The following is a 19629-nucleotide window of genomic DNA, read 5'->3' as shown; positions in this document are numbered from 1 at the left end:
CTGCGCATCACCACCGCCCCCATCCCCGACCTCCGCGACACCGGCATCGACCACGACCTCGCCGACCTCATCGAACACACCATGGCCCGCGACCCGAAAGACCGCCCCGCCACCACCGAACTCGCCCACCACCTCCGCCAACTCACCCACGAACACACCGGAGCGCACACCCAGCCGTTCGACGCGGAATGCCCGGACGGCACCGATCCGCAGCAGGTGTCCATCCCGAAACTGCCGGTCCCGACCCGGCTGCCCGAGGAACTGACCAGTTTCGTCGGCCGCCGCAGCGAACTGACCGCCATCCGCAACGCGCTCGGCGCCGGCCGGCTCGTCACGCTGACCGGCATCGGCGGGGTCGGCAAGACCCGGCTGGCACTGCGGACCGCCTCGACCGCGCAGCGCAGCTTTCCCGACGGCATCTGGCTGGTCGAGTTCGCGGAGATCCACGACCCGGCCTCGGTCGTCGACGTCGTCGCGGTGACCCTGGGGATCCACGACCACTCCAGCGGACGCCAGCAGGACCGCGTGGTCACCGCACTCGCCTCACACACCGGTCTGCTGGTGCTCGACAACTGCGAGCAGGTGATCGACGCGGTCGCCGAACTGGTCAAGGACATCCTCGCCCGATGCCCGAACTTCCGCATCCTCGCCACCAGCAGAGAGGCGCTCAGCCTACGCGGTGAGACGGTGATCCCCGTCTACCCGTTGTCCACACCCGCGGACGAGGCCTCGCCGCACGGCTCCGCGAAGTCCGACGCGGTGACGCTGTTCGCCGAACGCGCCGCCGCCTCGGTGCCGTCCTTCGAACTCACCGACACCAACGGTGCCACCGTCGCGCAGATCTGCGAACGCCTCGACGGACTGCCGCTGGCCATCGAGCTGGCCGCCGCGCGGATGCGGGCCCTGTCCCCCGAACAGATCCTGCAACGTCTGACCGACCGCTTCGCGCTGCTCACCCGCGGCCGCCGCGGCGCACCGGATCGCCAGCAGACGCTGCGCTGGAGCATCGGCTGGAGCCACGACCTGTGCACACCCGACGAGCAGCAGCTGTGGGGCGAGTTGTCCCTGTTCGCAGGCGGTTTCGAACTCGATGCCGCCGAGCACGTGTGCAGTGACGCCGACGAACTCCTCGACAACCTCTCCTCGCTCGTCGACAAATCGATCGTCATCCGCGAAGAGGCCGACAACGTGGTCCGGTTCCGCATGCTCGACACCGTTCGCGTGTACGGCCGCGAGAAGATCGCGGCCACCGAAGAATTCGCCGAACTCCAAAGTCGACACCGCGACTGGTTCATGAAACTGGCGCTCGACGCCGAGACCGAATGGATCAGCCCCCACCAGCTCGAGTGGAGCGCACGACTGCACAGGGACATCACCAACCTGCGCCAGGCACTCGAGTTCAGCCTCACCCACGCCGACGGGGGCGCGCTGGTGATCGCGGCCTCGCTCCGGCCGTTCTGGATCTCCAGCGGCCTGATCAGCGTCGGACGGCGCTGGCTCGACCGCGCGCTGGACGCGCCCGGTACCCAGCCCGCGGTACAGCGGGCGAAGGCGTTCTACGCGATCTGCACCCTTGCGGCCTACCAGGGCGACCTCGCCGCGGCGAATGCCCGCGCCGAGCAGGCCCGCGCCCTCGACGCGCAGCAGGACGACCCCACCGCCCACGCCCTCGTCTCGATCGCCGCCGGCATGACCGCACTGTTCAGTGAGGATTCCGAACGCGCACTGGCCGACCTGCACGATGCCGCCGACGGCTTCGATGCACTGGGCAACCTCCGGATGCACATCGCCGCCCTGATCTACCTCGGATGGGCGTATCACCAGGACGGCCAGGCCGTCGAAGCGCTGTCCGTGCACGAGACGGCACTCGCGCTCGCGCAACCGCATGGTGAGTACGTGTATCGGACCTACACCTTGTGGTCCAGCGGGATCGATGTGTGGAAGGCCGGCGAGAGCGACCGTGCCACAAGGTTCTTGGAGGACGGCATCCGTCTGACCCGGCGAACGGACGATCCGGTCATGACGTTCATGTGCCTGCAGGCACTGTCCTGGATCTTCACGGAACGGGGCGACCTCCACCGGGCGGCGGTCCTGATGGGGGCGGCCGATGCGCTGAGCCGGCGGATCGGCAGCACTCCGGTCTTCTTTCCGAAACTCACGGCCTACCAACATGAATTCGAGGCTCGTGTTCGTGATCGACTGGGCGCGAGGCGGTTCGGCGATGCGCACAGGGAGGGTTGCGCGATGACCACGGACGAGGCCATCGCCTGCGCACTCGGTGAAACCTCGGAGCGTCCGGCACCGGCCGAGAAGAACGCCGTCACGCTCACCAAACGTGAACGACAGGTCGCCGAGCTGATCGCGGAGGGGCTGACCAACAAGGCGATCGCCGGCGAGCTGGTCATCTCCCAGCGCACCGCGGAGGGCCACGTCGACCACATCCTGACCAAGTTGGGATTCACCTCGCGCGCCCAGGTTGCCGCCTGGGTCGCGGAACAGCGCCGCGAACGCGGCCCGACGGACGAGTAGGCGATCGCCATGGACGACGGGGACCTCTGCCGAACCCGACGCGATCCGGACCTCGCGCTGATGATCGAGTTGGCCGCGGCCGGGTTCGACGACGCCGAGGAGGTCGGGCGCGGCGGCTTCGGCACCGTCTACCGGGCCGTGCAGCCCGAGCTCGACCGCCTCGTCGCGGTCAAGGTCCTCACCGCCGAGCTGGACGCGGAGAACCAGGCCCGGTTCCTGCGCGAGCAGCGCGCGATGGGCCGGATGACCGGGCACCCCAACATCGTCAGCGTGCTGGCGGTCGGCCAAACCCGCACCGGCCGTCCCTATCTCGTCATGCCGTACCACGAGCGGGGCAACCTCGAGACGCGCATCCGCGAGAACGGCCCGCTGCCGGTGCAGCAGGCACTGTCGCTGGGTGCGACGCTCGCCGACGCGCTCGCCGCCGTGCACCGGCTCGGCATCGTCCACCGGGACATCAAGCCCGCGAACGTGCTGTTCACCTCCTTCGGGGAACCGGCGTTGGCGGACTTCGGGATCGCACACATCTCCGGCGGGTTCCGCACCGCGGCCGGGACCGTCACCGGGTCACCGGCGTTCACCGCCCCCGAGGTCCTCACCGGCGATCCGCCGACACCGGCCTCCGACGTGTACGGGCTCGGCGCCACCCTGTTCTGCGCCTTGACCGGGCATGCCGCATTCGAACGGCACAGCGGCGAACAGGTGGTCGCCCAGTTCCTGCGCATCACCACCCAGCCGGCACCGGACCTGCGCGAGAACGGCATTCCCGACGCGGTGAGCGCGGTCATCGAACGCGCAATGGATCGCGACCCCACCCGCCGCCCCAGCGCGACCGAGCTGGCGGCCCAGTTGCGCGCGGTCGCCGACGGTGACACCGCAGCCCCCGACCCGCCGGGCCCCCTCGCGGCGCCGGCCGAACTCCCGGTCGAGCTCACCAGCTTCGTGGGCAGGCAGACGGAACTGACTGAGATTCACGATGCGCTCGCCACCGACCGGCTGGTGACGTTGACCGGCATCGGCGGGGTCGGCAAGACCCGCCTGGCGCTGCGGGCCGGCTCGTCCTCCCACGAGGCGTTCCCCGACGGCATCTGGCTCGTCGAGCTCGGCGAGGTGCGCGACCCGGCCACAGTGGTGGACACGGTCGCGTCGGCCCTCGGGATCCGGGACTACGCCGGCAGAACCCTGCTCGAGGTGCTCGTGGAGGTGATGTCCGAGCGCAACGGCCTGCTGGTGCTCGACAACTGTGAGCAGGTGGTCGACGCCGTCGCCGATCTGGTCGCGATCCTGCTGTCGCGTTGCCCGGACCTACGCATCCTGGCCACCAGCCGCGAGCCGCTGGGACTGGGTGAGACGGTGATCCGTGTCGCGCCGCTCACCACCCCCGCCGACGGCCGCGCGACGTCCCCGCGGGACGCCGCCCGCAGCGACGCAGTCGCCCTTTTCGTCGAGCGGGCCGCCGCGGCGGTGCCGGGATTCGCACTCTCCGAATCCAACAGCAACACGGTTGCGCAGATCTGCGCCCGCCTCGACGGGCTGCCGCTGGCGATCGAACTGGCCGCCGCGCGGATGCGCGCCCTGTCGCCCGAACAGATCCTCGACCGCCTCACTGACCGCTACCGGCTGCTCAGCCGTGGCGCGCGCGGGGTGCCGCCACGGCAGCAGACGTTGCGCTGGAGCATCGACTGGAGCTATGACCTGTGCAGCCCCGAGGAGCAGCACCTGTGGTGTCAATTGTCCTTGTTTGCAGGCAGTTTCGAGCTCGATGATGTCGAGGGTGTTTGCGCGGCAGGCGAGAGCGAGCTGCTCGATGTGCTCTCCTCGCTGGTCGACAAGTCGATCCTGCTGCGCGAGGAGACAGCCGGGACGGTCCGGTTCCGCATGCTCGACACCGTCCGCGAGTACGGCCAGGAGAAGGTCGCCGACACCGACGAGTACGCGGATCTGTGTCGGCGGCACCGTGACTGGTATCAGCGGCTCGCCTGCGACGCCGAGGCCGACTGGATCGGGCCACGGCAACTCGACTGGAGCACCCGACTACGCCAGGAGCTGCCGAACCTGCGCCAGGCCCTCGAATTCGGTCTCACCGAGGACGACGACAGCGCGCTGGTGATCACGACCGCACTGAGCCCGTTCTGGCTCGCCCGCGGCATGCTGACCGAGGGCCGGCGCTGGCTCGACCGAGCGTTGGACCGTCCGGTGGCACAGTCCGGACCGATGCGCGCCTGTGCGATCTACGCGGTCTGCATGCTCACCGCCTTCCAGGACGACCGGGCCGCGACCCGCATCCGCGCCGACCAGGCCGTCGCCATCGCCGACCGTGACGGCGATCCCGTCACCCTTGCCTGCGCCGCGATCGCCGACGGCACCGCCGCGGTCTGCAACGGCGAGTTCGACCGCGCGGTGACCGCCCTCGAAGACGCCGTCGAGCGGTTCGCCGCCCTCGGCGACATTCGCCTGCAGATCGCGGCGCTGCTGCACCTCGGATGGGCGCACCAGTTGCGGGGCGAGCGGGCGGCCGCCCTCGCCGATCACGGACGGGTGGTCGAGCTCACCGAGTCGCGCGGTGAATGCCTGTACCGGACCTACGCGCTGTGGTCGAGCGGCGTCGACGTGTGGCGCGACGGCGACCGCGGCCGGGCCACCCGTTTCCTCGAGGAGGCCCTGCGCCTGACCCGCCGGACCGACGACCCGGTCATGACCTTCACCTGTCTGCAGGCGCTGGCCTGGATCACCGCGCAACAAGGCGACCCGTGGCGCGCGGTGGTGCTGATGGCCGCCGCGGAGACGCTCAGCCGGGCTGTCGGCAGCTCACCGGTCTCTGTTGCCGACCTGCGGTCCCACCAGGTGAAGTTCGAGCAGAGCACGCACGACCAGTTGGGCCCGGAGCGATCTGCGGCCGCGCACCGCGAGGGTGCCTCGATGCGCATGGGCGACGCGATCGCCTACGCCCTCGGCGAGCAGCCGCGGAAGCCGAGCCGGGAGGACGACGACACGCCCAAACTCACCAAGCGCGAACGCCAGATCGCCGATCTCGTCGCCGACGGTTTGACGAACAAGGCCATCGCCACCCGGTTGGTCATCTCCCAACGCACTGTGGAGGGCCACGTCGAACACATTCTCGGCAAACTCGGCTTCAACTCACGCGCCCAGGTGGCAGCCTGGGTTGTCGAGCACTCGGCGGGGAGTTGACGGCGAACTTCGGGGCAATCGGTTCCGGGTTGTCGGTGATCAACCTTCTCGGCTGCGCCCCAAAGGGTCTCGGGTGAACTCGTCGAAGTAGTCGTCGTCTTCTTGTCGGTCGGGCACAGCCGTGGCCGCCGGTTCGGCGGCGAACTCGTCCATCGCCGCAAGGGCACCGCGGATCTCGGACCTGTCCGCGAACGCTTGCGTCGCGGTCCGAGCAGATTCTGCGGCCCGGTCCTGCGCGCGGCGAATGCAGTCGGCGATTGCCGACGCGAGATCGTCGGCAGTCATTCGGAGGGCCTGCGGGCTCAGCCTCAGGTCGTCGACCCGTCCGCGCGCATCGACGGTGGCCGCGACGGCGCCATTGGCCGCGTTCGCCTGCCCCCGCACCCGGGCGACCGTCTCCTGCGCCTGCTGCGCCAGACGCCGGATCTCGGCGACCTGCACCTCGAGGTCGTCGGGTTCCGCGGGATTCGTCATCGGTGTCCCCTGTCGATTGTTGCTGCGCCGTGACCTCCACCGGAGGTCGGCAGGTCCGGCGAGTACCCTGCCCCGAGGGGTTGCCGTAGACAAGCATTTTATGGGGGTGTCGTGGCGAAGTTCAGCGTATCGCCGGACGATCTGGCCGGCGCGAGCCGCGACGTACGCGAGTCGGCAGATCGTCTCGACGACCGGGTCCGCGCGCTGTCGGCGCGGGTCGAGGCACTGTTGAGTGGCGGCTGGCGCGGGCAGGCCGCGGACGCGTTCCGCAAGGACTGGCAGGAGTGGCTCGACGGTGCCCACAACGTGATCGGCGGGTTGGACACCACGTCGTCGCTGCTGGCGCACAACGGCCGAAGCTATGCGGAACGGGAGTCGGCGAACGCGCAGGAACTGGGGCGTGCCGGCGGCCCGCTGAACATCTGAGGGGGGACATGGTGGAGCCGTACTCAGTCGATCTGGACGAACTCGAGGACATCGTCGAGCAGATGAGTCGCTTCGACAGCGATGCCGAGCACCTGTGCGCGGAAGTCGATGCACTGGTGGCCAGGCTCCACGTGACGTGGACGGGTGAGGGCGCCGAAGCGCAATTAAAGGCGCACGAGCGCTGGCAGCGCGGTGCCGAGCAGATGCGTGAGGCACTCGCCGACCTGCACTCGACCGCGCGGATCGCCCACGCGAACTACACCGCGGCGGTCCGCGCGAACGTCGGGATGTGGCCGGCGTGACCACGTTGACGGTCGACCCCGCCGAGTATGCCGCCGCGGCGTCTCAACTCGCGCGCGTGGGAGTCGATGCGGCCCAAGTGGTGTCGACGTTGACCGGCGCGCTCGACGGCTCCGCCGGCATGGCCGGATCGGACCACGCGGGCACCGCCTGGGCCGACGGCTATGACCAGGCGGCGAAGGCCGCCCTGGAGGCTGCGAGCACCGCCGCCGCCGGGGCCGGCCAGGTTGCGACGCTGCTGCACGCGACCGGCCAGAACCACGCCCACGCGGATGCGGCTTCGACCATCGGTGGTGGCGACGCCACCCTGCCGGCGCCACCCGCGCCATTGCAACCCACTTCGCCCACCCTCCCTTCGGCGGCCGGCGGCATCGGGGCCGGACCGCCAGGCTGGTCCCTCGTCGCAGGCCTCGTCGGCTACGCGTGGCCCAACGGGCACCAGGACCGTCTCCACGCCGCGCAGGCGGCATGGCGCGCTGCGGCCGGGGCGATGGAACAGGTCGCCACGCCCATTGCCGCTGCCGCATCTCGCGTCGGCGCGCAGCAGAGTCCCGAGGCACCCGCTGCGGCATCGACCTGCACCCAGATCGGCACCCACATCGGCGAACTGGCCGAGGTCTTCACCCAGCTCGGCAAGTCATGCGGGGAGTACGCCGCACACCTGGACCAGGCGCACCACGAGATCATCTCGGTGCTCAGGGACCTGGTGGTCCAGACGGTCGCGATCGAGGCCGGTGGGGCGGTGCTTGCGTTCTTCACCGCCGGCCTCGACGAAATCGCCGCCCAGGCCGCCGTCGCCGCCCGTGTCGCCTCGGCGGCCGCCAAGATCCGACGGGTCATCGAGGCCCTGATCGAGGCCGCACGGGTCGTTGCCACAGCCGTCCGCGGCTACCTCGGCAAGGTCGTCGAGATCACCGCAAAGCTCAAATCGGTGATCGGGTTCGGGGTGAAGCGGGCCGAGACGATGGCGGTGAAGGGGGTAGACGAAGTGGGCGAATTGTCGGCAGCGACGAAGTGGCCGGACCTAGCCACAACCCCAACCGGGCTAAGTGCCGAGAAGCAAGACGCGATCATTGCCATGGAGAAGGGCACACGCCCCAACCCTTCAGAATACTTATCTCCTGATTACATCAATAGTCATCTTGCGAAATTCGACGATGGCGCCTCTCGATTTATGCCACAGTCGAACCTCGAAAAGTATGGCATTGCGCAGCGCGACGGAACCTCATTCGTGATGCCAAAGACCGAGGCGGACACCCTCACTAATCTGGCACGCGATAATCCTCGACTGATGGAACAGGAACTCGGACTACCTGAAGGGTTTCTCGACTCCAACAATATTGTCCGGGTCGATATACCAACGCCTGGCGACTACAATCTTCGAATCCCCTCCGGAAACGAGGCCGGGGCAAATGATCAATGGATACCCGGCGGGCTGCTACCCAACGGCGCCTCGGAGGCAGTGATTGACGGCGGACGAATAGGCACCGGAGAATACAGTGTGACGAGCCTACCCAAGTAGAAATGGAGCAGACATGAAGTTCGAGGATTCCTACTTCTCACGCGATGACCGCTACTCGCTTGGCGTTGAATCCGAATCCGGAAAGTACTACCTTTCAATCCCTGTAAGCAACGGGGTCGTCGACTACGAGGAGTACTACGAACTAACTCCCGGCGAGTATGACAAATTCTTAAAGGACGCAACCGCCGCGGCATTGTTTGCGGAGTCAACCCGTCGTCGCGAGCGTGACCGACTACTGATCCAAAAGCCTGGAACGAATCGTGGGACCCCGGTGTGAGTCCATCCGAAGCCGCTACTAACTTGGCCCGTTTCGGTAGCAGGTCGATTCGCACTGAGGCTGGAATAGTCACGTGAGTCCCGTTCACATCAATTCAAGACAGCACTATATTCCGCATGACACTCACCGATGACGGATTGGACTCGGCGACGTGGAATTTTGTCGCACGATGCGCCTCGGCGTCACACTCCCGCGATACCGAGCAGTTTGTCGCCACCCTCCGCGAGTTGGATGACCTTCCTCCCGACAACAAGGTTCTGCCGTACCTGATCTACCTGATCAGTCAGCAAATCTGGCACCTTGCGCCCGATAAGCTGACCCCGGAACATATACGCGGTATCGCGGAAGATATATATCCAGATTTCAACAATATGACATATGTCGACCTCGATGGGTTGGAGAGTCTGCTACTCGCCACATTCGGCAAGCCTGACTACCTAAACCAGGTTGTCGATGTCAGCTTCGTTGGTCTCCTGGCCATCGCTGCAGGCCTGTTGTTCACCGACGTGGACTCCGACATGGAAAGGATACGGCCGAAGCTCGTCGACTGGTGCAAGCGCGCACAGGACGCGGGCCCGAACCCGAAGTAGTACGCCGGTGTGACCTCATCCTGCCTTGCAGCAGGTTCGTCGTCGGAGGGAAAGAAATGGACACGAGCAAATGAACAACTCGCATTTTCCCGAAAGGGAAATAGTGTGGACAGACACCGGCGATGCCATGACGCCGTACCGCGCATCAGTAGATGATCACACACTCGAGATTCACATCGGAGATTTTCCAGAGGAATCACTGTACGAAATCTCCGTCGACGGTACTCCTTTCGGAAAGCTCGACAATTGGCCCGAGCTCTGGGCGAGGCCAGTAGGTAAACAAGAGGACGGCCGATGAAATGAACCCTTCAGAGGACGTCCGCATCGCAACAGAAACTGTAGACAACATGATCGCCCTACTTACTTCTCAGGGCGAACGCGGGTTTCTCACCGGCCTCCGAGGGATGTCGCGGCTTGGCCATCGAGACGGAGCGGATCCTCGACACACGCTTCAGGCGATGGCTGATCACTATTGGAGCATGATCGGCGGTGCAGGGTCCTTGGCGGACATTGTGCTAAGCGGATCCAACTTCGCTGAACGACGCGCGCTCAATTCTTCTCTATCCTCATACAAAAAGACGCTCGCACAGATTCTTCCCGCAAGGTCGAGGATCGACCGCGACAGCTCACAACCGTAGCCGTCCGACTTCGGCACCCGCCGCCACCGCCAACCTTGGTGTTACCGTCGGTACAGAGGGAGCTACCCATGCTCCTCGGCACGTGATTCTCCGGGAGGTCACGGATGGCACCGCAGTATGACGCCGTCATCGTCGGCGCGGGCTTCGGCGGGATGGGCGCCGCCATCGAACTCGGGCGCCTGGGCATCGACGACTTCGCCATCCTCGAGCGCGAGGACGACCTCGGCGGCACCTGGCACGTCAACCGCTATCCCGGCCTCGCCGTCGACATCGCCTCGGTCACCTACTCCTACTCGTTCGAGCCCAACCCGTACTGGTCGCGGCTCTTCGCCCCCGGCGCGGAGCTCAAGCGCTACGCCGACCACGTCGCCGCCAAGTACGACCTGCGCCGGCACATGCGTTTCGGCACGGTGGTCGAGGGCGCCCGCTGGGACGAGGACCAGCAGCACTGGGTCATCTCCATCGCCGGAACCGAACCGGTGACCGCCCGCTACCTCCTCACCGCGACCGGATTCCTCTCCCAACCGCACATCCCCGACATCCCCGGCATCGACACCTTCGCCGGCAAGATCGTCCACACGACCGCGTGGGACGACGCCTACGACCTGGCCGGCAAGCGTGCAGCCATCATCGGCACCGGCGCGACCGCGGTGCAACTGATCCCTCGGGTCGCCCGGCGGGTCGCCGAACTGACCGTCTACCAGCGCACCCCGATCTGGGTGGTACCGAAGGTCGACGTCACCATCCCGACCGCGGTGCAACGCATTTTCGCGCGGATGCCGTTGACGCAGAAGGCCGCCCGACTGACCAGCACCAGCCTGCTGGAGTTGATGATGGTGAGCGCCGTGCTGCACTATCGTCAGGCCCGGTTCCTCAACAAGGGCGCGGAGTTGCTGGCGCGTGCGCACATGCGGGCGCAGATCCCCGACCGAGAACTACGGAAGCGCCTGACCCCGCACTACAGCTTCGGCTGCAAGCGACCGACCTTCTCCAACAACTACTTCCCCACTTTCACCCGCTCCCACGTGCACCTGGAAACCGCCTCGATCGAGCGGGTCGAGCCCGAGGCCATAGTCACCGCCGACGGCCACCGCACCCAGGTCGACACGCTGATCCTCGCCACCGGATTCAATCTCTGGGACGTGAACTTCCCGGCCATCGAGGTGATCGGACGAGAGGGACGCAACCTCGGAAAGTGGTGGCGTGAGAACCGATTCCAGGCGTACGAAGGCGTCTCGGTGCCGCACTTCCCGAACTTCCTGACCCTGGCGAGCCCGTACTCGTACAGCGGACTGTCCTACTTCACCACCATCGAGTCTCAGATGCGCCACATAGGGCGGCTCTTCCGGGAACTGCAGCGCCGCGGCGCGAGCACCTTCGAGGTCACCGAACGCGCCAACGCCGAATTCCTCGACCGGATGACCCGGCGGCTCGGCGACTCCGTGTTCTATCTGGGCAGCTGCGAGGGATCCCGGAGTTACTACTTCAACCAGCACGGCGAGGCCGCGATCCTGCGGCCGACGTCGACCGTCAACGCGTTCCGCGAGGCCGGAAGCTTTCCTTTGGAGGACTACATGATCGGCGGCCAGTCCGCGTAACGTCACCCACCATGACCGAACCCGATTTCCTGCGCACCACCCGGGCCGGCTACGACGCCGCCCCCGCCGAATTCGCGGAGTTCTTCGGCGATCTCGAGTCCTCGCCGCTTGACCGCGCGATTCTCGCGGCCTTCGCCGAGTTCGTGCGAGCCGACGGCGACGGGCCGGTCGTCGACGCCGGCTGCGGCGCCGGCCGGGTGACCGCACACCTCAGCGGCCTCGGCCTGCAGGTGTCCGGGACTGACCTGTCGCCGGAGATGATCGGCCTCGCCCGTCGCACCCATCCTGGCCTGCATTTCGACGTCGGCTCCATGACCGAGCTGGACCTGCCCGACAATCAGCTGGCCGGGATCGTCGCGTGGTACTCGATCATCCACATCGCGCCGGAGCACCTGGATGCGGCGTTCGCCGAGTTCGCGCGGGTGCTCGCGCCCGGCGGGCGGCTGTTGCTGGCGTTCCAGGTGGGCGACGACCCGCGGCACCTGACCGAGGCCTTCGGCCGGTCGGTGTCGCTGACCTTTCATCGCCTGCGTCCCGACCGCATCTCCGAGCAGTTGCGCGCGGTCGGGATCGGCATCACCGCGCAGATGGTCCGCGAACCCGACCACCCCGGCGCGGCGCAGGTTCCGCAGGCTTTCGTGCTGGCGCAGAAGCGGCCGGCCTGACCGCCTCACACCACCAGCAGCCGCACCGTCTCCGCCACGCACGCCGGCTTGTCCTGGCCCTCGATCTCGATGACGTTGCGAACGATCACCTGCGCACCCTTCGAGGTGCGCTCGACCGAGACGATCTCGGCACCCACCCGGATCCGGGACCCCACGGTCACCGGTTGCGGGAAGCGGAGCTTGTTGGCGCCGTAGTTGATCGCCATCTTCACGCCTTCCACGCGCAGCACCTCCGCGCCGAGCTTCGGCAGCAGCGACAGCGTCAGATAGCCGTGCGCGATGGTCGTCCCGTACGGACCGTCGGCGGCACGCTCGGGGTCGACGTGGATCCACTGGTGATCGTCCGTCGCGTCGGCGAACCCGTCGATTCGCTCCTGCGTGATCTCCAACCACTCACTGTGGCCCAGCTGTTCCCCGACCGCGGCCTCGATCTCGTCGATTCCCTTGAACACACGCATGTCTCGTCCTTTCCTAGATGCCGCCACGCGAGACCAGTTGCGCCGCGATGACGTTGCGTTGGATCTCGTTGGTGCCCTCGCCGACGATCATCAGCGGGGCGTCGCGGAAGTAGCGCTCCACGTCGTACTCGGTCGAGTAGCCGTAGCCGCCGTGGATCCGCACCGCGTCGAGCGCGATCTCCATCGCTGCCTCGGAGGCGAACAGTTTCGCCATCCCTGCCTCCATGTCGCACCGCTCGCCGCGGTCGTACTTCTCGGCCGCGTAGCGGGTCAGTTGCCTGGCCGCGGTCAGCTTGGTTGCCATGTCCGCCAGATGGTTTCCGACCGCCTGGTGCTGCCAGATCGGCTTGCCGAAGCTCTCGCGCTGCTGCGCGTAGGCCAGCGAATCCTCCAGCGCCGCCGTCGCGACCCCGAGCGCACGGCTCGCCACCTGGATCCGGCCGGTCTCGAGGCCCTTCATCATCTGCGCGAACCCCCTGCCCGGCTCGTCGCCGAGGATCGCGGTCGCCGGCGCGCGATATCCGTCGAAGCTCAGCTCGCAGCTCTCGACCCCCTTGTAGCCGAGCTTGGGCAGGTCCCGCGAGACGGTCAGTCCGGGGCCGTGCTCGGCCAGCAGGATCGAGATCCCCCGGTGGCGCGGTGTCGCGTCCGGATCGGTCTTGCACAGCAGCGCGATCAGCCCGGACCGGCGCGCGTTGGAGATCCACGTCTTCGCCCCCGTCACGACCAACTCGTCGCCGTCGCGGCGGGCCACCGTCGACAGCGCCTGCAGGTCGGAGCCGCCGCCGGGTTCGGTCAGCGCCATCGTGGCCCGCAGGTCGCCGGTGGCCATCGGCGGCAGGTACCGCCGCTGCTGCTCCTCGGTGCCGAAGACGGTGAGCAGCTTCGCGACCACCGTGTGGCCGCCCATCGCGCCCGCGAGCGACATCCACCCACGCGCGAGCTCCTCGGTCACGCGCACGTAGCACGGCATCGAAACCGGTGTGCCGCCGAACTCCTCGGGCACCGCCAGGCCGAAGATGCCGATGCTCTTCATCTGCTCGATCCAGCGCTCGGGGTACTCATTCGCGTGCTCGACCCGCTGCACAGCGGGTTTGACCTCCCGGTCGACGAACTCGCGCACGGTCCGGACCAGCAGCAACTCTTCGTCGTTCAGTTCCGGCATCTCACCCCTCGCTCTCGGTCGGCCGACGCGCCGCGGTCGACGCCGTCATCGTCAGGCAACACCGGCCGCGCTGCATCGCCTGCACCGACACCTCGTCCGCGTCCACAGGGGTGACGTGGAAGGTGACCGGATCGCCGCAGTAGGCCGGCGCGACCAGCCGATAGTCGACGGCGACGGCCGGATGGCCGAGGGTGCGCCGTGCCGCCTCCAGACCGCCGAGGGCGAGCAGCGGTCCGTGTACGAGCAGATGCGGGTGCCCCTCCACGGCGGTCGTGAAGGGGAAGTCGTAGTGGATCCGGTGCGCGTTGTAGGTCAGCGCGCTGAACTGGAACAGCATCCGCTCATCCGGGTGATACGTCAGTACCGGCTCGCCGAGGTCCGCGTCGGCGGTGGGCCGCGGCGCTGTGTACGTCGGCCGCCGCGACACGTCCTGCGGCAGCCGATAGACGATGTCCCGCTCGTCGGTGACGCGTAGCTCCCCGTCCACGGTGAACCGGTGGCGTTCGGTGACCAGGAGCAGCCAGCCCGACCGGCCGTGGCGGATGGTGACCGATTCGACCGTGCTGGTCCGCCGCACGGTCTCGCCGAGGCGCAGTGGCGCGGTCACCGCCACCCGGCCGCCGCCGAACATGCGGCGGCGGTTCGCCAGGTCGGGCACCAGGTCGTCACGCAGCGGATGCCCGTCGGCTCCGAGGTCGGACGGCCTGTGCGCCGCACGCAGATACACCTCGTGCCACAGCGGCGGCAGCGCATCGGCCGGTGCCGGCGCGTCGAGCACCGCGGCCAGTGCCCGCGTCGGCCAGGCACCGAAGAGGTCCTCGTCGACCTGGGGGCCCGGTCGCCAGTGGTCGACGACATCGCGGAAGGCCTCGGGTGGTTCCGCCGTCGCGGCGGGCTCGGTCACATGAGCCTCCCGCCGGTGATCTCCAGGACCGTGCCGGTCATATAGCTCGACAGGTCACTCGCCAGGAACAGCACCACCTTGGCGACCTCGTCCGGCTCGCCGGCCCGGCCCATCGGGATCTCGGACATCTTCTGATCCCAGATACGTTGCGGCATGGCCTCGGTCATCGCGGTTCGGATCAGGCCGGGTTGCACCGCGTTGACCCGGACCCCGGTGTGGGCCACCTCCTTGGCCGCGGCCTTGGTCAGCCCGACGATGCCCGCCTTCGCGGCGGAGTAGTTGGTCTGGCCGACGAAGCCGACCTTGCCGGAGATCGAGGACAGGTTGACGACCGCCCCGGAGCCGCGCTCGCGCATGCGACCGGCGGCGGCGCGGGTACCGTTCCAGGTTCCCTTGAGGTGCACGGAGATCACGTCGTCGAAGTCCTGCTCGGACATCTTGCGCATGGTCGAATCGCGGGTCATACCGGCGTTGTTGACCATCACGTCGACCGGGCCGAACTCGCGCTCGGCGAGGTCGAGCATCGCCTCCACCTGTGCGAGGTCGCGCACGTCGCAGACCGCGTACCGCGCCACCGAGGGGCCCCCCAGTTCGCCGACCGCACTCTTCGCGGTCTGCTCGTTGATGTCGCCGATCACCACACGCGCTCCCTCGGCGATCAGCCGCTGCGCGATCGCGAACCCGATGCCCTGCGCTCCCCCGGTGACCACCGCGGTCTGTCCGTCCAGCAATGCCATGTGCCTGTGTCCCTTCACTGTTCACATACCGTCAGGTGTCCGCCGGGTTCACTCGACAACCGCGGCCTCGCGCAACTCGCCTATCCGGCCGTCGGTCATACCCAGCTCGGCGAGGATCGCATCAGTGTGCGCGCCCAGCGCCGGAACCGGATCCATCCTGGCCTCGACGTCGTCGAACGTGATGGGCGGCAACACCGCCCGCACCGGACCGGCCTCGGTGTCGACCGTGCGCCAGCGGTCCCGCTGGGACAGCTGCGGGTGCGCGACCATGCCGTCCAGGTCGTTGAGCTGTGCGGCCGCGACACCGGCGGCGGCGAGCCGCTCGCCCAGGTCGACGGTGGTGAACCGCCGGGTCTGCTCCGCGACCTCCGCGTCGACCTCGGCGCGGTGCTGTACCCGCAGGATGTTGGTGGCGAAGCGGTCGTCGTCCGCGAGGTCTGGCCGGCCGAACACGTCCGCGGCGAGTGTGCGCCAGCCGCGGTCGTTCTGGATGCCGATGAGCATCTCACCGTCCGCGGTCGGATACGCGTCGTACGGGGCGATCGCCGTGTGGCTCACCCCCATGCGCGGCACCGGCTTTCCCGTGTACATCGCCATGTACATCGGGTGCCCCAGCCATTCGACGAGCGAATCGAACATCGAGATCTGCACGTGCGCACCCTTTCCGGTGCGCTCGCGCCGGAACAGTGCGCCGAGCACCCCGGAGAACGTGTACAGGCCGGCGGCGATGTCCGCGCTGGGCACGCCTGTCTTCGCGGGGGCCTCGGGCGTGCCGGTGATCGAGATCAACCCGGACTCCGCCTGCACCAGCATGTCGTAGGCCTTGCGGTCGCGGAACGGTCCGGCGGTGCCGTAGCCGGACAGGTCCACCACGATCAGGTCCTCGCGGTCCCGGCGCAACTCGGCTGCGCCGAAGCCGAGGCGGTCGGCGGCGCCGGGCGCGAGGTTCTGCACGAACACGTCCGCCCGGTCGATCAGTGAGCGCACGATCTCCTTGCCCTGCAAAGACTTGAGGTCGACGGCGATGGACTCCTTCGACCGGCCCAGCCACACGAAGTGCGACGCGAGCCCGTGCACGGCCGTGTCGTAGTCGCGGGCGAAGTCGCCGCGGCCGGGGCGCTCGATCTTGATCACCCGCGCGCCGAGGTCGGCCAGGTGACGGGTGGCCAGCGGCGCCGCCACGGCCTGTTCCATGCTCACCACCGTCACGCCCGCCAGCGGCAGCGCGCCGTCGTCGGTCACGGCCGGATCACCGGGCGGCGCGCTGCGCCGAGCGGACCAACCCGCCGCCGACGATGAGCCGCTGGATCTCGCTGGTGCCCTCGTACAGGCGCAGCAACCTCACGTCGCGGTAGATCCGTTCGACCGCCACCCCACGCATGTAGCCGGTCCCGCCGTGCACCTGGACCGCGAGGTCCGCGACCCGCCCGGCCATCTCCGTGCAGAACAGCTTGGCCGCGGACGGCCCGATGCGTCGATCCTCGCCGCTGACATGGCGGGCGGCGACGTCCCGGACCATGGAGCGGCCCGCCATCACGCCGGCCTGCATGTCCGCGAGCATGGCCTGCACCAGCTGGAACTCACCGATCGGTGTGCCGCCTTGCTCGGTCACCGCGGCAAACGCGACCGACTCGTCCAGGGCCCGTTGCGCGCTGCCGACCGCGAGCGCGGCGATGTGCACCCGGCCTCGGGCCAGCGAGGTCATCGCCGCGCGATAGCCGTCCTCCTCGCTGCCGCCGACCAGCGCCGAGGCCGACACCTCGACCCCGCTGAAGCCGACCTCCGACGTCCAGGCCCCCTCCTGCCCCATCTTGCGGTCCTTCGGCCCGACGGTGACCCCAGGCGTGTCCGCCGGGACCAGGAACACCGCGATGCCGGTGTCCCGCCCGGACGCCGGCCGGGTGCGCGCGAACACCACGAACAGGTTCGCCAGCGGTGCGTTCGTGATGAAGCGCTTGCCGCCGTCGATCACCCAGCGGTCACCGGTGCGCACGGCGCGGGTCCTCAGTCCCGCCGGGTTCGATCCGGCCTCCGGTTCGGTCAGCGCGAACGAGGCGACCACCTCACCGGAGGCGATCTTCTCGAGCCAGCGCTCCCTCTGCTCGTCGGTGCCGAATCCGACCAGCACCTGCCCGGCGATGCCGTTGTTGGTGCCGAACATCGACCGCAAGGCCAGCGAGGTGTAGCCGAGTTCCATCGCCATCTCGACGTCCTGGGTCAGGTCCAGGCCCAGGCCGCCCCACCGCTGCGGAATGGCGTAGCCGAACAGCCCCATGTCCGCGGCCTTGCGCCGCAAATCGTCCGGGACGGCGTCACCGTCGGCGATCTCCTGCTCGCGGGGGACGACTTCCTTGCGCACGAAGTCCCTGGTCTGACCGAGGATGTCCCGGAAGTCCTCCGCGCCCACTTCAGGAGTTGTCATGGCGACGATCATTCAGCCGTCTGTGTTCGGGTGCAACAGGATCGGTGCCAGCAGTGTGCGCGCGGCGGCGTGCAGCGCGGCCGGATCGTCGAGATCGAGCACCGGGCGCGGCGACGCGAGGTAGCCCAGCACGAGGTGGATGAGCATGTCGGCCTGCAGGTCCGCGTCCGCCGCGGGCAAGCGCCAGTCGACCTGGTAGGCCCGCAGGTGCGCGGCGACGAAGCCGTGCGCCAGTTCCAGCGGTGATGGACTGCCGGTGCCGAGCGAGGCGACGAACTCGGCCACGCGGGCCGGTTCCGCCCCGCGGAGCAGGACGTGGTCGCGCCAGGCGATGCAGGCCACGAAGGTCTCGGCCACCTGCTCGGCGGGATCGATGGTGGTCTCGTAACGAAGCGCCGTCTCCTCGAGGAATCGGCGCATGTCCCGGACCAGCGCGAGTTCGAACACGCGGTCCTTGCCGCCGTACCGACGGAACAGGGTGGCCCGGCTGACGCCCGACTCCGCCGCGATCTCCTCCATTGTGGCGTCGCGCGGGCCCCGCCGGGCCAGCACCGCGAGCGCCGCGTCGAAGACCACGTCGTCGGACGTATCGGCAACGGAGTCGTCGGCGGCGCGGACCGCCCGGCCGGTCACCGTGCGACCTAGCGCACTTCTCCACAGACTCGACAACGGCGCGCCCGAACGAGGCATGCGCCCATCTTGACACGTGAGACTTAAACGCGGTTAATGGTCTCATCTCGACTGTTCGGCTCGGCAGCATGGCTCGGACGACGGAACGCGAAGGGTGATCCGCATGGGCGCGCGCAATCGCTACCACTGGAAGCGCACGATCGACGCGTTGGACGCTCAGACGCAGTGCCAGGAGATCGTACGGATCCTCCACTTCCACGAATTCCCTTGGGACATGTTCCAGTCCGGTGCGCTCGCGCAGTTCCGCACCTTCGCGGTGCCGACCATCGGGGAGCTGCTCGCGGAGACCGCCGAGTACACCGAGCACACCCAGAAGCGGGTCGACGACACCGCGCTGATCCTGGGCACCTTCATCGAGCACGACCTCGACAGCGAGGTCGGCCGCCAGGCGTTCCGCCGCCTCAACCACATGCACGGGGCGTACGAGATCTCCAACGACGACATGCTCTACACGCTCGCGACCCTGGTGGTCGGGCCGATCCGCTGGGTGCAGCGCTACGGGTGGCGGCGGGTGAGCGACCACGAGATCACCGCGATGGTCAACCACATGCACAACGTCGGGCGCCGGATGGGCATCAAGGACGTCCCGACCACCTACGGTGCGTTCGAGCGCTTCTACGACGACTTCGAGGCCACGCACTTCGCGTACTCGGCCGGCGGGGCCGCGGTCGCCGACGCGACCCTCGACCTGATGACGACCTATCCACCGAACGATCGGCTGCCGGCGCGGCTCGCCAAGCGACTGGCCCGGGCGGTCATGGACCGGCGACTGGCCGACGCGCTTCACTACCGGCGCCCGACCGCACTCGAGTGCGCACTGGTCGACGGTGCCCTACGGCTGCGCGGCCGGGTGGTCCGGTTCCTGCCACCGCGCACCCGGCCGCTGCGCACCTCGGAACTGCCGTACATCCGCACGTATCCGGACGGCTACCGGGTCGACGAGCTCGGCACCTTCCCCCGCAGCTGCCCGGTCCGGCACGTCGGCGACGCCTCGGCGTAGGCGATACGGCCCGGCCGCGGCCGGTTGATCTACCCATTGCTGTTG

The 19629-nt window shown here is 68.2% G+C and carries 18 protein-coding genes; 10 read left to right on the top strand and 8 right to left on the bottom strand.

Going from position 1 to position 19629, the window contains the following annotated elements; translation table 11 throughout:
• Both G4X40_RS07160 and G4X40_RS07155 read left to right on the top strand, forming a co-directional pair.
• A partial coding sequence (locus G4X40_RS07160; RefSeq protein ID WP_277831165.1) for an ATP-binding protein occupies nt 1–2529 on the top strand: 2529 nt, incomplete at its 5' end.
• A gap of 9 nt (nt 2530–2538) precedes the next feature.
• The gene (locus G4X40_RS07155) at nt 2539–5718 is read left to right on the top strand and encodes a protein kinase domain-containing protein (protein WP_277831163.1); all 3180 of its coding nucleotides are present in this window, start codon (nt 2539–2541) and stop codon (nt 5716–5718) included.
• A 39-nt stretch (nt 5719–5757) separates the two neighbouring features.
• Here G4X40_RS07155 and G4X40_RS07150 read toward each other — a convergent pair whose 3' ends face one another.
• Entirely contained in the window at nt 5758–6192 is a 435-nt protein-coding gene (locus G4X40_RS07150; RefSeq protein ID WP_277831162.1) for a YbaB/EbfC family nucleoid-associated protein, read from the bottom strand.
• Between the two features lie 111 nt (nt 6193–6303).
• Between G4X40_RS07150 and G4X40_RS07145 the strand changes: the two genes are divergently transcribed.
• The 7 genes from G4X40_RS07145 (at nt 6304) to G4X40_RS07115 (ending at nt 12208) form a co-directional block, all read left to right on the top strand.
• Nucleotides 6304–6618 (top strand): WXG100 family type VII secretion target, encoded by a 315-nt coding sequence (locus G4X40_RS07145; RefSeq protein ID WP_277831160.1) that lies wholly within the window; start codon nt 6304–6306, stop codon nt 6616–6618.
• A gap of 8 nt (nt 6619–6626) precedes the next feature.
• Nucleotides 6627–6920, top strand: a complete 294-nt coding sequence (locus tag G4X40_RS07140) for a WXG100 family type VII secretion target (protein ID WP_277831158.1) — start codon at nt 6627–6629, stop codon at nt 6918–6920.
• Complete coding sequence (locus G4X40_RS07135) at nt 6917–8440, top strand: WXG100-like domain-containing protein (RefSeq protein WP_277831156.1); 1524 nt, start codon at nt 6917–6919, stop codon at nt 8438–8440. Before G4X40_RS07140 ends, G4X40_RS07135 begins: the two co-directional genes overlap by 4 nt.
• A gap of 13 nt (nt 8441–8453) precedes the next feature.
• Entirely contained in the window at nt 8454–8717 is a 264-nt protein-coding gene (locus tag G4X40_RS07130; RefSeq protein ID WP_277831154.1) for a hypothetical protein, read from the top strand.
• Nucleotides 8718–8833: 116 nt separating this feature from the next.
• Nucleotides 8834–9307: a hypothetical protein gene (locus G4X40_RS07125; RefSeq protein ID WP_277831152.1), complete on the top strand. Its 474-nt coding sequence runs from the start codon at nt 8834–8836 to the stop codon at nt 9305–9307.
• 742 nt (nt 9308–10049) lie between these two features.
• Complete coding sequence (locus tag G4X40_RS07120) at nt 10050–11543, top strand: flavin-containing monooxygenase (protein ID WP_277831150.1); 1494 nt, start codon at nt 10050–10052, stop codon at nt 11541–11543.
• Nucleotides 11544–11554: 11 nt separating this feature from the next.
• Nucleotides 11555–12208, top strand: coding sequence for a class I SAM-dependent methyltransferase (locus G4X40_RS07115; RefSeq protein ID WP_277831148.1), 654 nt, complete (start codon nt 11555–11557; stop codon nt 12206–12208).
• Nucleotides 12209–12213: 5 nt separating this feature from the next.
• Here the strand turns inward: G4X40_RS07115 and G4X40_RS07110 are convergent, their stop codons facing one another.
• The 7 genes from G4X40_RS07110 to G4X40_RS07080 are packed head-to-tail and all read right to left on the bottom strand — an operon-like array spanning nt 12214 to nt 18527.
• Nucleotides 12214–12666: a MaoC family dehydratase gene (locus G4X40_RS07110; protein WP_277831146.1), complete on the bottom strand. Its 453-nt coding sequence runs from the start codon at nt 12664–12666 to the stop codon at nt 12214–12216.
• A 13-nt stretch (nt 12667–12679) separates the two neighbouring features.
• Nucleotides 12680–13831: an acyl-CoA dehydrogenase family protein gene (locus G4X40_RS07105; protein WP_277831144.1), complete on the bottom strand. Its 1152-nt coding sequence runs from the start codon at nt 13829–13831 to the stop codon at nt 12680–12682.
• A 1-nt stretch (nt 13832) separates the two neighbouring features.
• Nucleotides 13833–14735, bottom strand: a complete 903-nt coding sequence (locus G4X40_RS07100; RefSeq protein WP_277831142.1) for a hypothetical protein — start codon at nt 14733–14735, stop codon at nt 13833–13835.
• Nucleotides 14732–15472 carry a 3-oxoacyl-ACP reductase FabG gene (gene fabG / locus G4X40_RS07095; RefSeq protein ID WP_277831140.1) on the bottom strand — a complete coding sequence of 247 codons (741 nt, stop codon included), beginning with the start codon at nt 15470–15472 and terminating at the stop codon, nt 14732–14734. The genes G4X40_RS07100 and fabG overlap by 4 nt, the downstream gene beginning before the upstream one ends.
• Before the next feature lie 48 nt (nt 15473–15520).
• The gene (locus G4X40_RS07090) at nt 15521–16714 is read right to left on the bottom strand and encodes a CaiB/BaiF CoA transferase family protein (protein WP_277831138.1); all 1194 of its coding nucleotides are present in this window, start codon (nt 16712–16714) and stop codon (nt 15521–15523) included.
• Nucleotides 16715–16721: 7 nt separating this feature from the next.
• Nucleotides 16722–17894, bottom strand: coding sequence for an acyl-CoA dehydrogenase family protein (locus G4X40_RS07085; protein WP_277831136.1), 1173 nt, complete (start codon nt 17892–17894; stop codon nt 16722–16724).
• Between the two features lie 12 nt (nt 17895–17906).
• Nucleotides 17907–18527: a TetR/AcrR family transcriptional regulator gene (locus G4X40_RS07080; RefSeq protein WP_277831134.1), complete on the bottom strand. Its 621-nt coding sequence runs from the start codon at nt 18525–18527 to the stop codon at nt 17907–17909.
• Between the two features lie 160 nt (nt 18528–18687).
• On the opposite strand from G4X40_RS07080, the gene G4X40_RS07075 reads away from it, so the two are divergent.
• Nucleotides 18688–19584 carry an oxygenase MpaB family protein gene (locus G4X40_RS07075; protein ID WP_277831132.1) on the top strand — a complete coding sequence of 299 codons (897 nt, stop codon included), beginning with the start codon at nt 18688–18690 and terminating at the stop codon, nt 19582–19584.
• Nucleotides 19585–19629 lie beyond the last annotated feature (45 nt).

Origin of the sequence: Speluncibacter jeojiensis (assembly GCF_029589495.1) — a bacterium.
Taxonomy (GTDB): Bacteria; Actinomycetota; Actinomycetes; order Mycobacteriales; family Mycobacteriaceae; genus Speluncibacter; species Speluncibacter jeojiensis.
The sequence above is the reverse complement of the archived record's forward strand: the minus strand, read 5'-3'. Positions and strand labels throughout refer to the sequence as shown.

Excerpts from the sequence above, each read along its gene's own strand:
- G4X40_RS07140 (WP_277831158.1), top strand. The coding sequence starts at position 6,627 with ATGGTGGAGCCGTACTCAGTCGATCTGGACGAACTCGAGGACATCGTC.
- fabG (WP_277831140.1), bottom strand. The coding sequence starts at position 15,472 with ATGGCATTGCTGGACGGACAGACCGCGGTGGTCACCGGGGGAGCGCAG.
- G4X40_RS07150 (WP_277831162.1), bottom strand. The coding sequence starts at position 6,192 with ATGACGAATCCCGCGGAACCCGACGACCTCGAGGTGCAGGTCGCCGAG.
- G4X40_RS07105 (WP_277831144.1), bottom strand. The coding sequence starts at position 13,831 with ATGCCGGAACTGAACGACGAAGAGTTGCTGCTGGTCCGGACCGTGCGC.
- G4X40_RS07075 (WP_277831132.1), top strand. The coding sequence starts at position 18,688 with ATGGGCGCGCGCAATCGCTACCACTGGAAGCGCACGATCGACGCGTTG.
- G4X40_RS07110 (WP_277831146.1), bottom strand. The coding sequence starts at position 12,666 with ATGCGTGTGTTCAAGGGAATCGACGAGATCGAGGCCGCGGTCGGGGAA.
- G4X40_RS07120 (WP_277831150.1), top strand. The coding sequence starts at position 10,050 with ATGGCACCGCAGTATGACGCCGTCATCGTCGGCGCGGGCTTCGGCGGG.
- G4X40_RS07130 (WP_277831154.1), top strand. The coding sequence starts at position 8,454 with ATGAAGTTCGAGGATTCCTACTTCTCACGCGATGACCGCTACTCGCTT.
- G4X40_RS07125 (WP_277831152.1), top strand. The coding sequence starts at position 8,834 with ATGACACTCACCGATGACGGATTGGACTCGGCGACGTGGAATTTTGTC.
- G4X40_RS07115 (WP_277831148.1), top strand. The coding sequence starts at position 11,555 with ATGACCGAACCCGATTTCCTGCGCACCACCCGGGCCGGCTACGACGCC.
- G4X40_RS07155 (WP_277831163.1), top strand. The coding sequence starts at position 2,539 with ATGGACGACGGGGACCTCTGCCGAACCCGACGCGATCCGGACCTCGCG.
- G4X40_RS07085 (WP_277831136.1), bottom strand. The coding sequence starts at position 17,894 with ATGACAACTCCTGAAGTGGGCGCGGAGGACTTCCGGGACATCCTCGGT.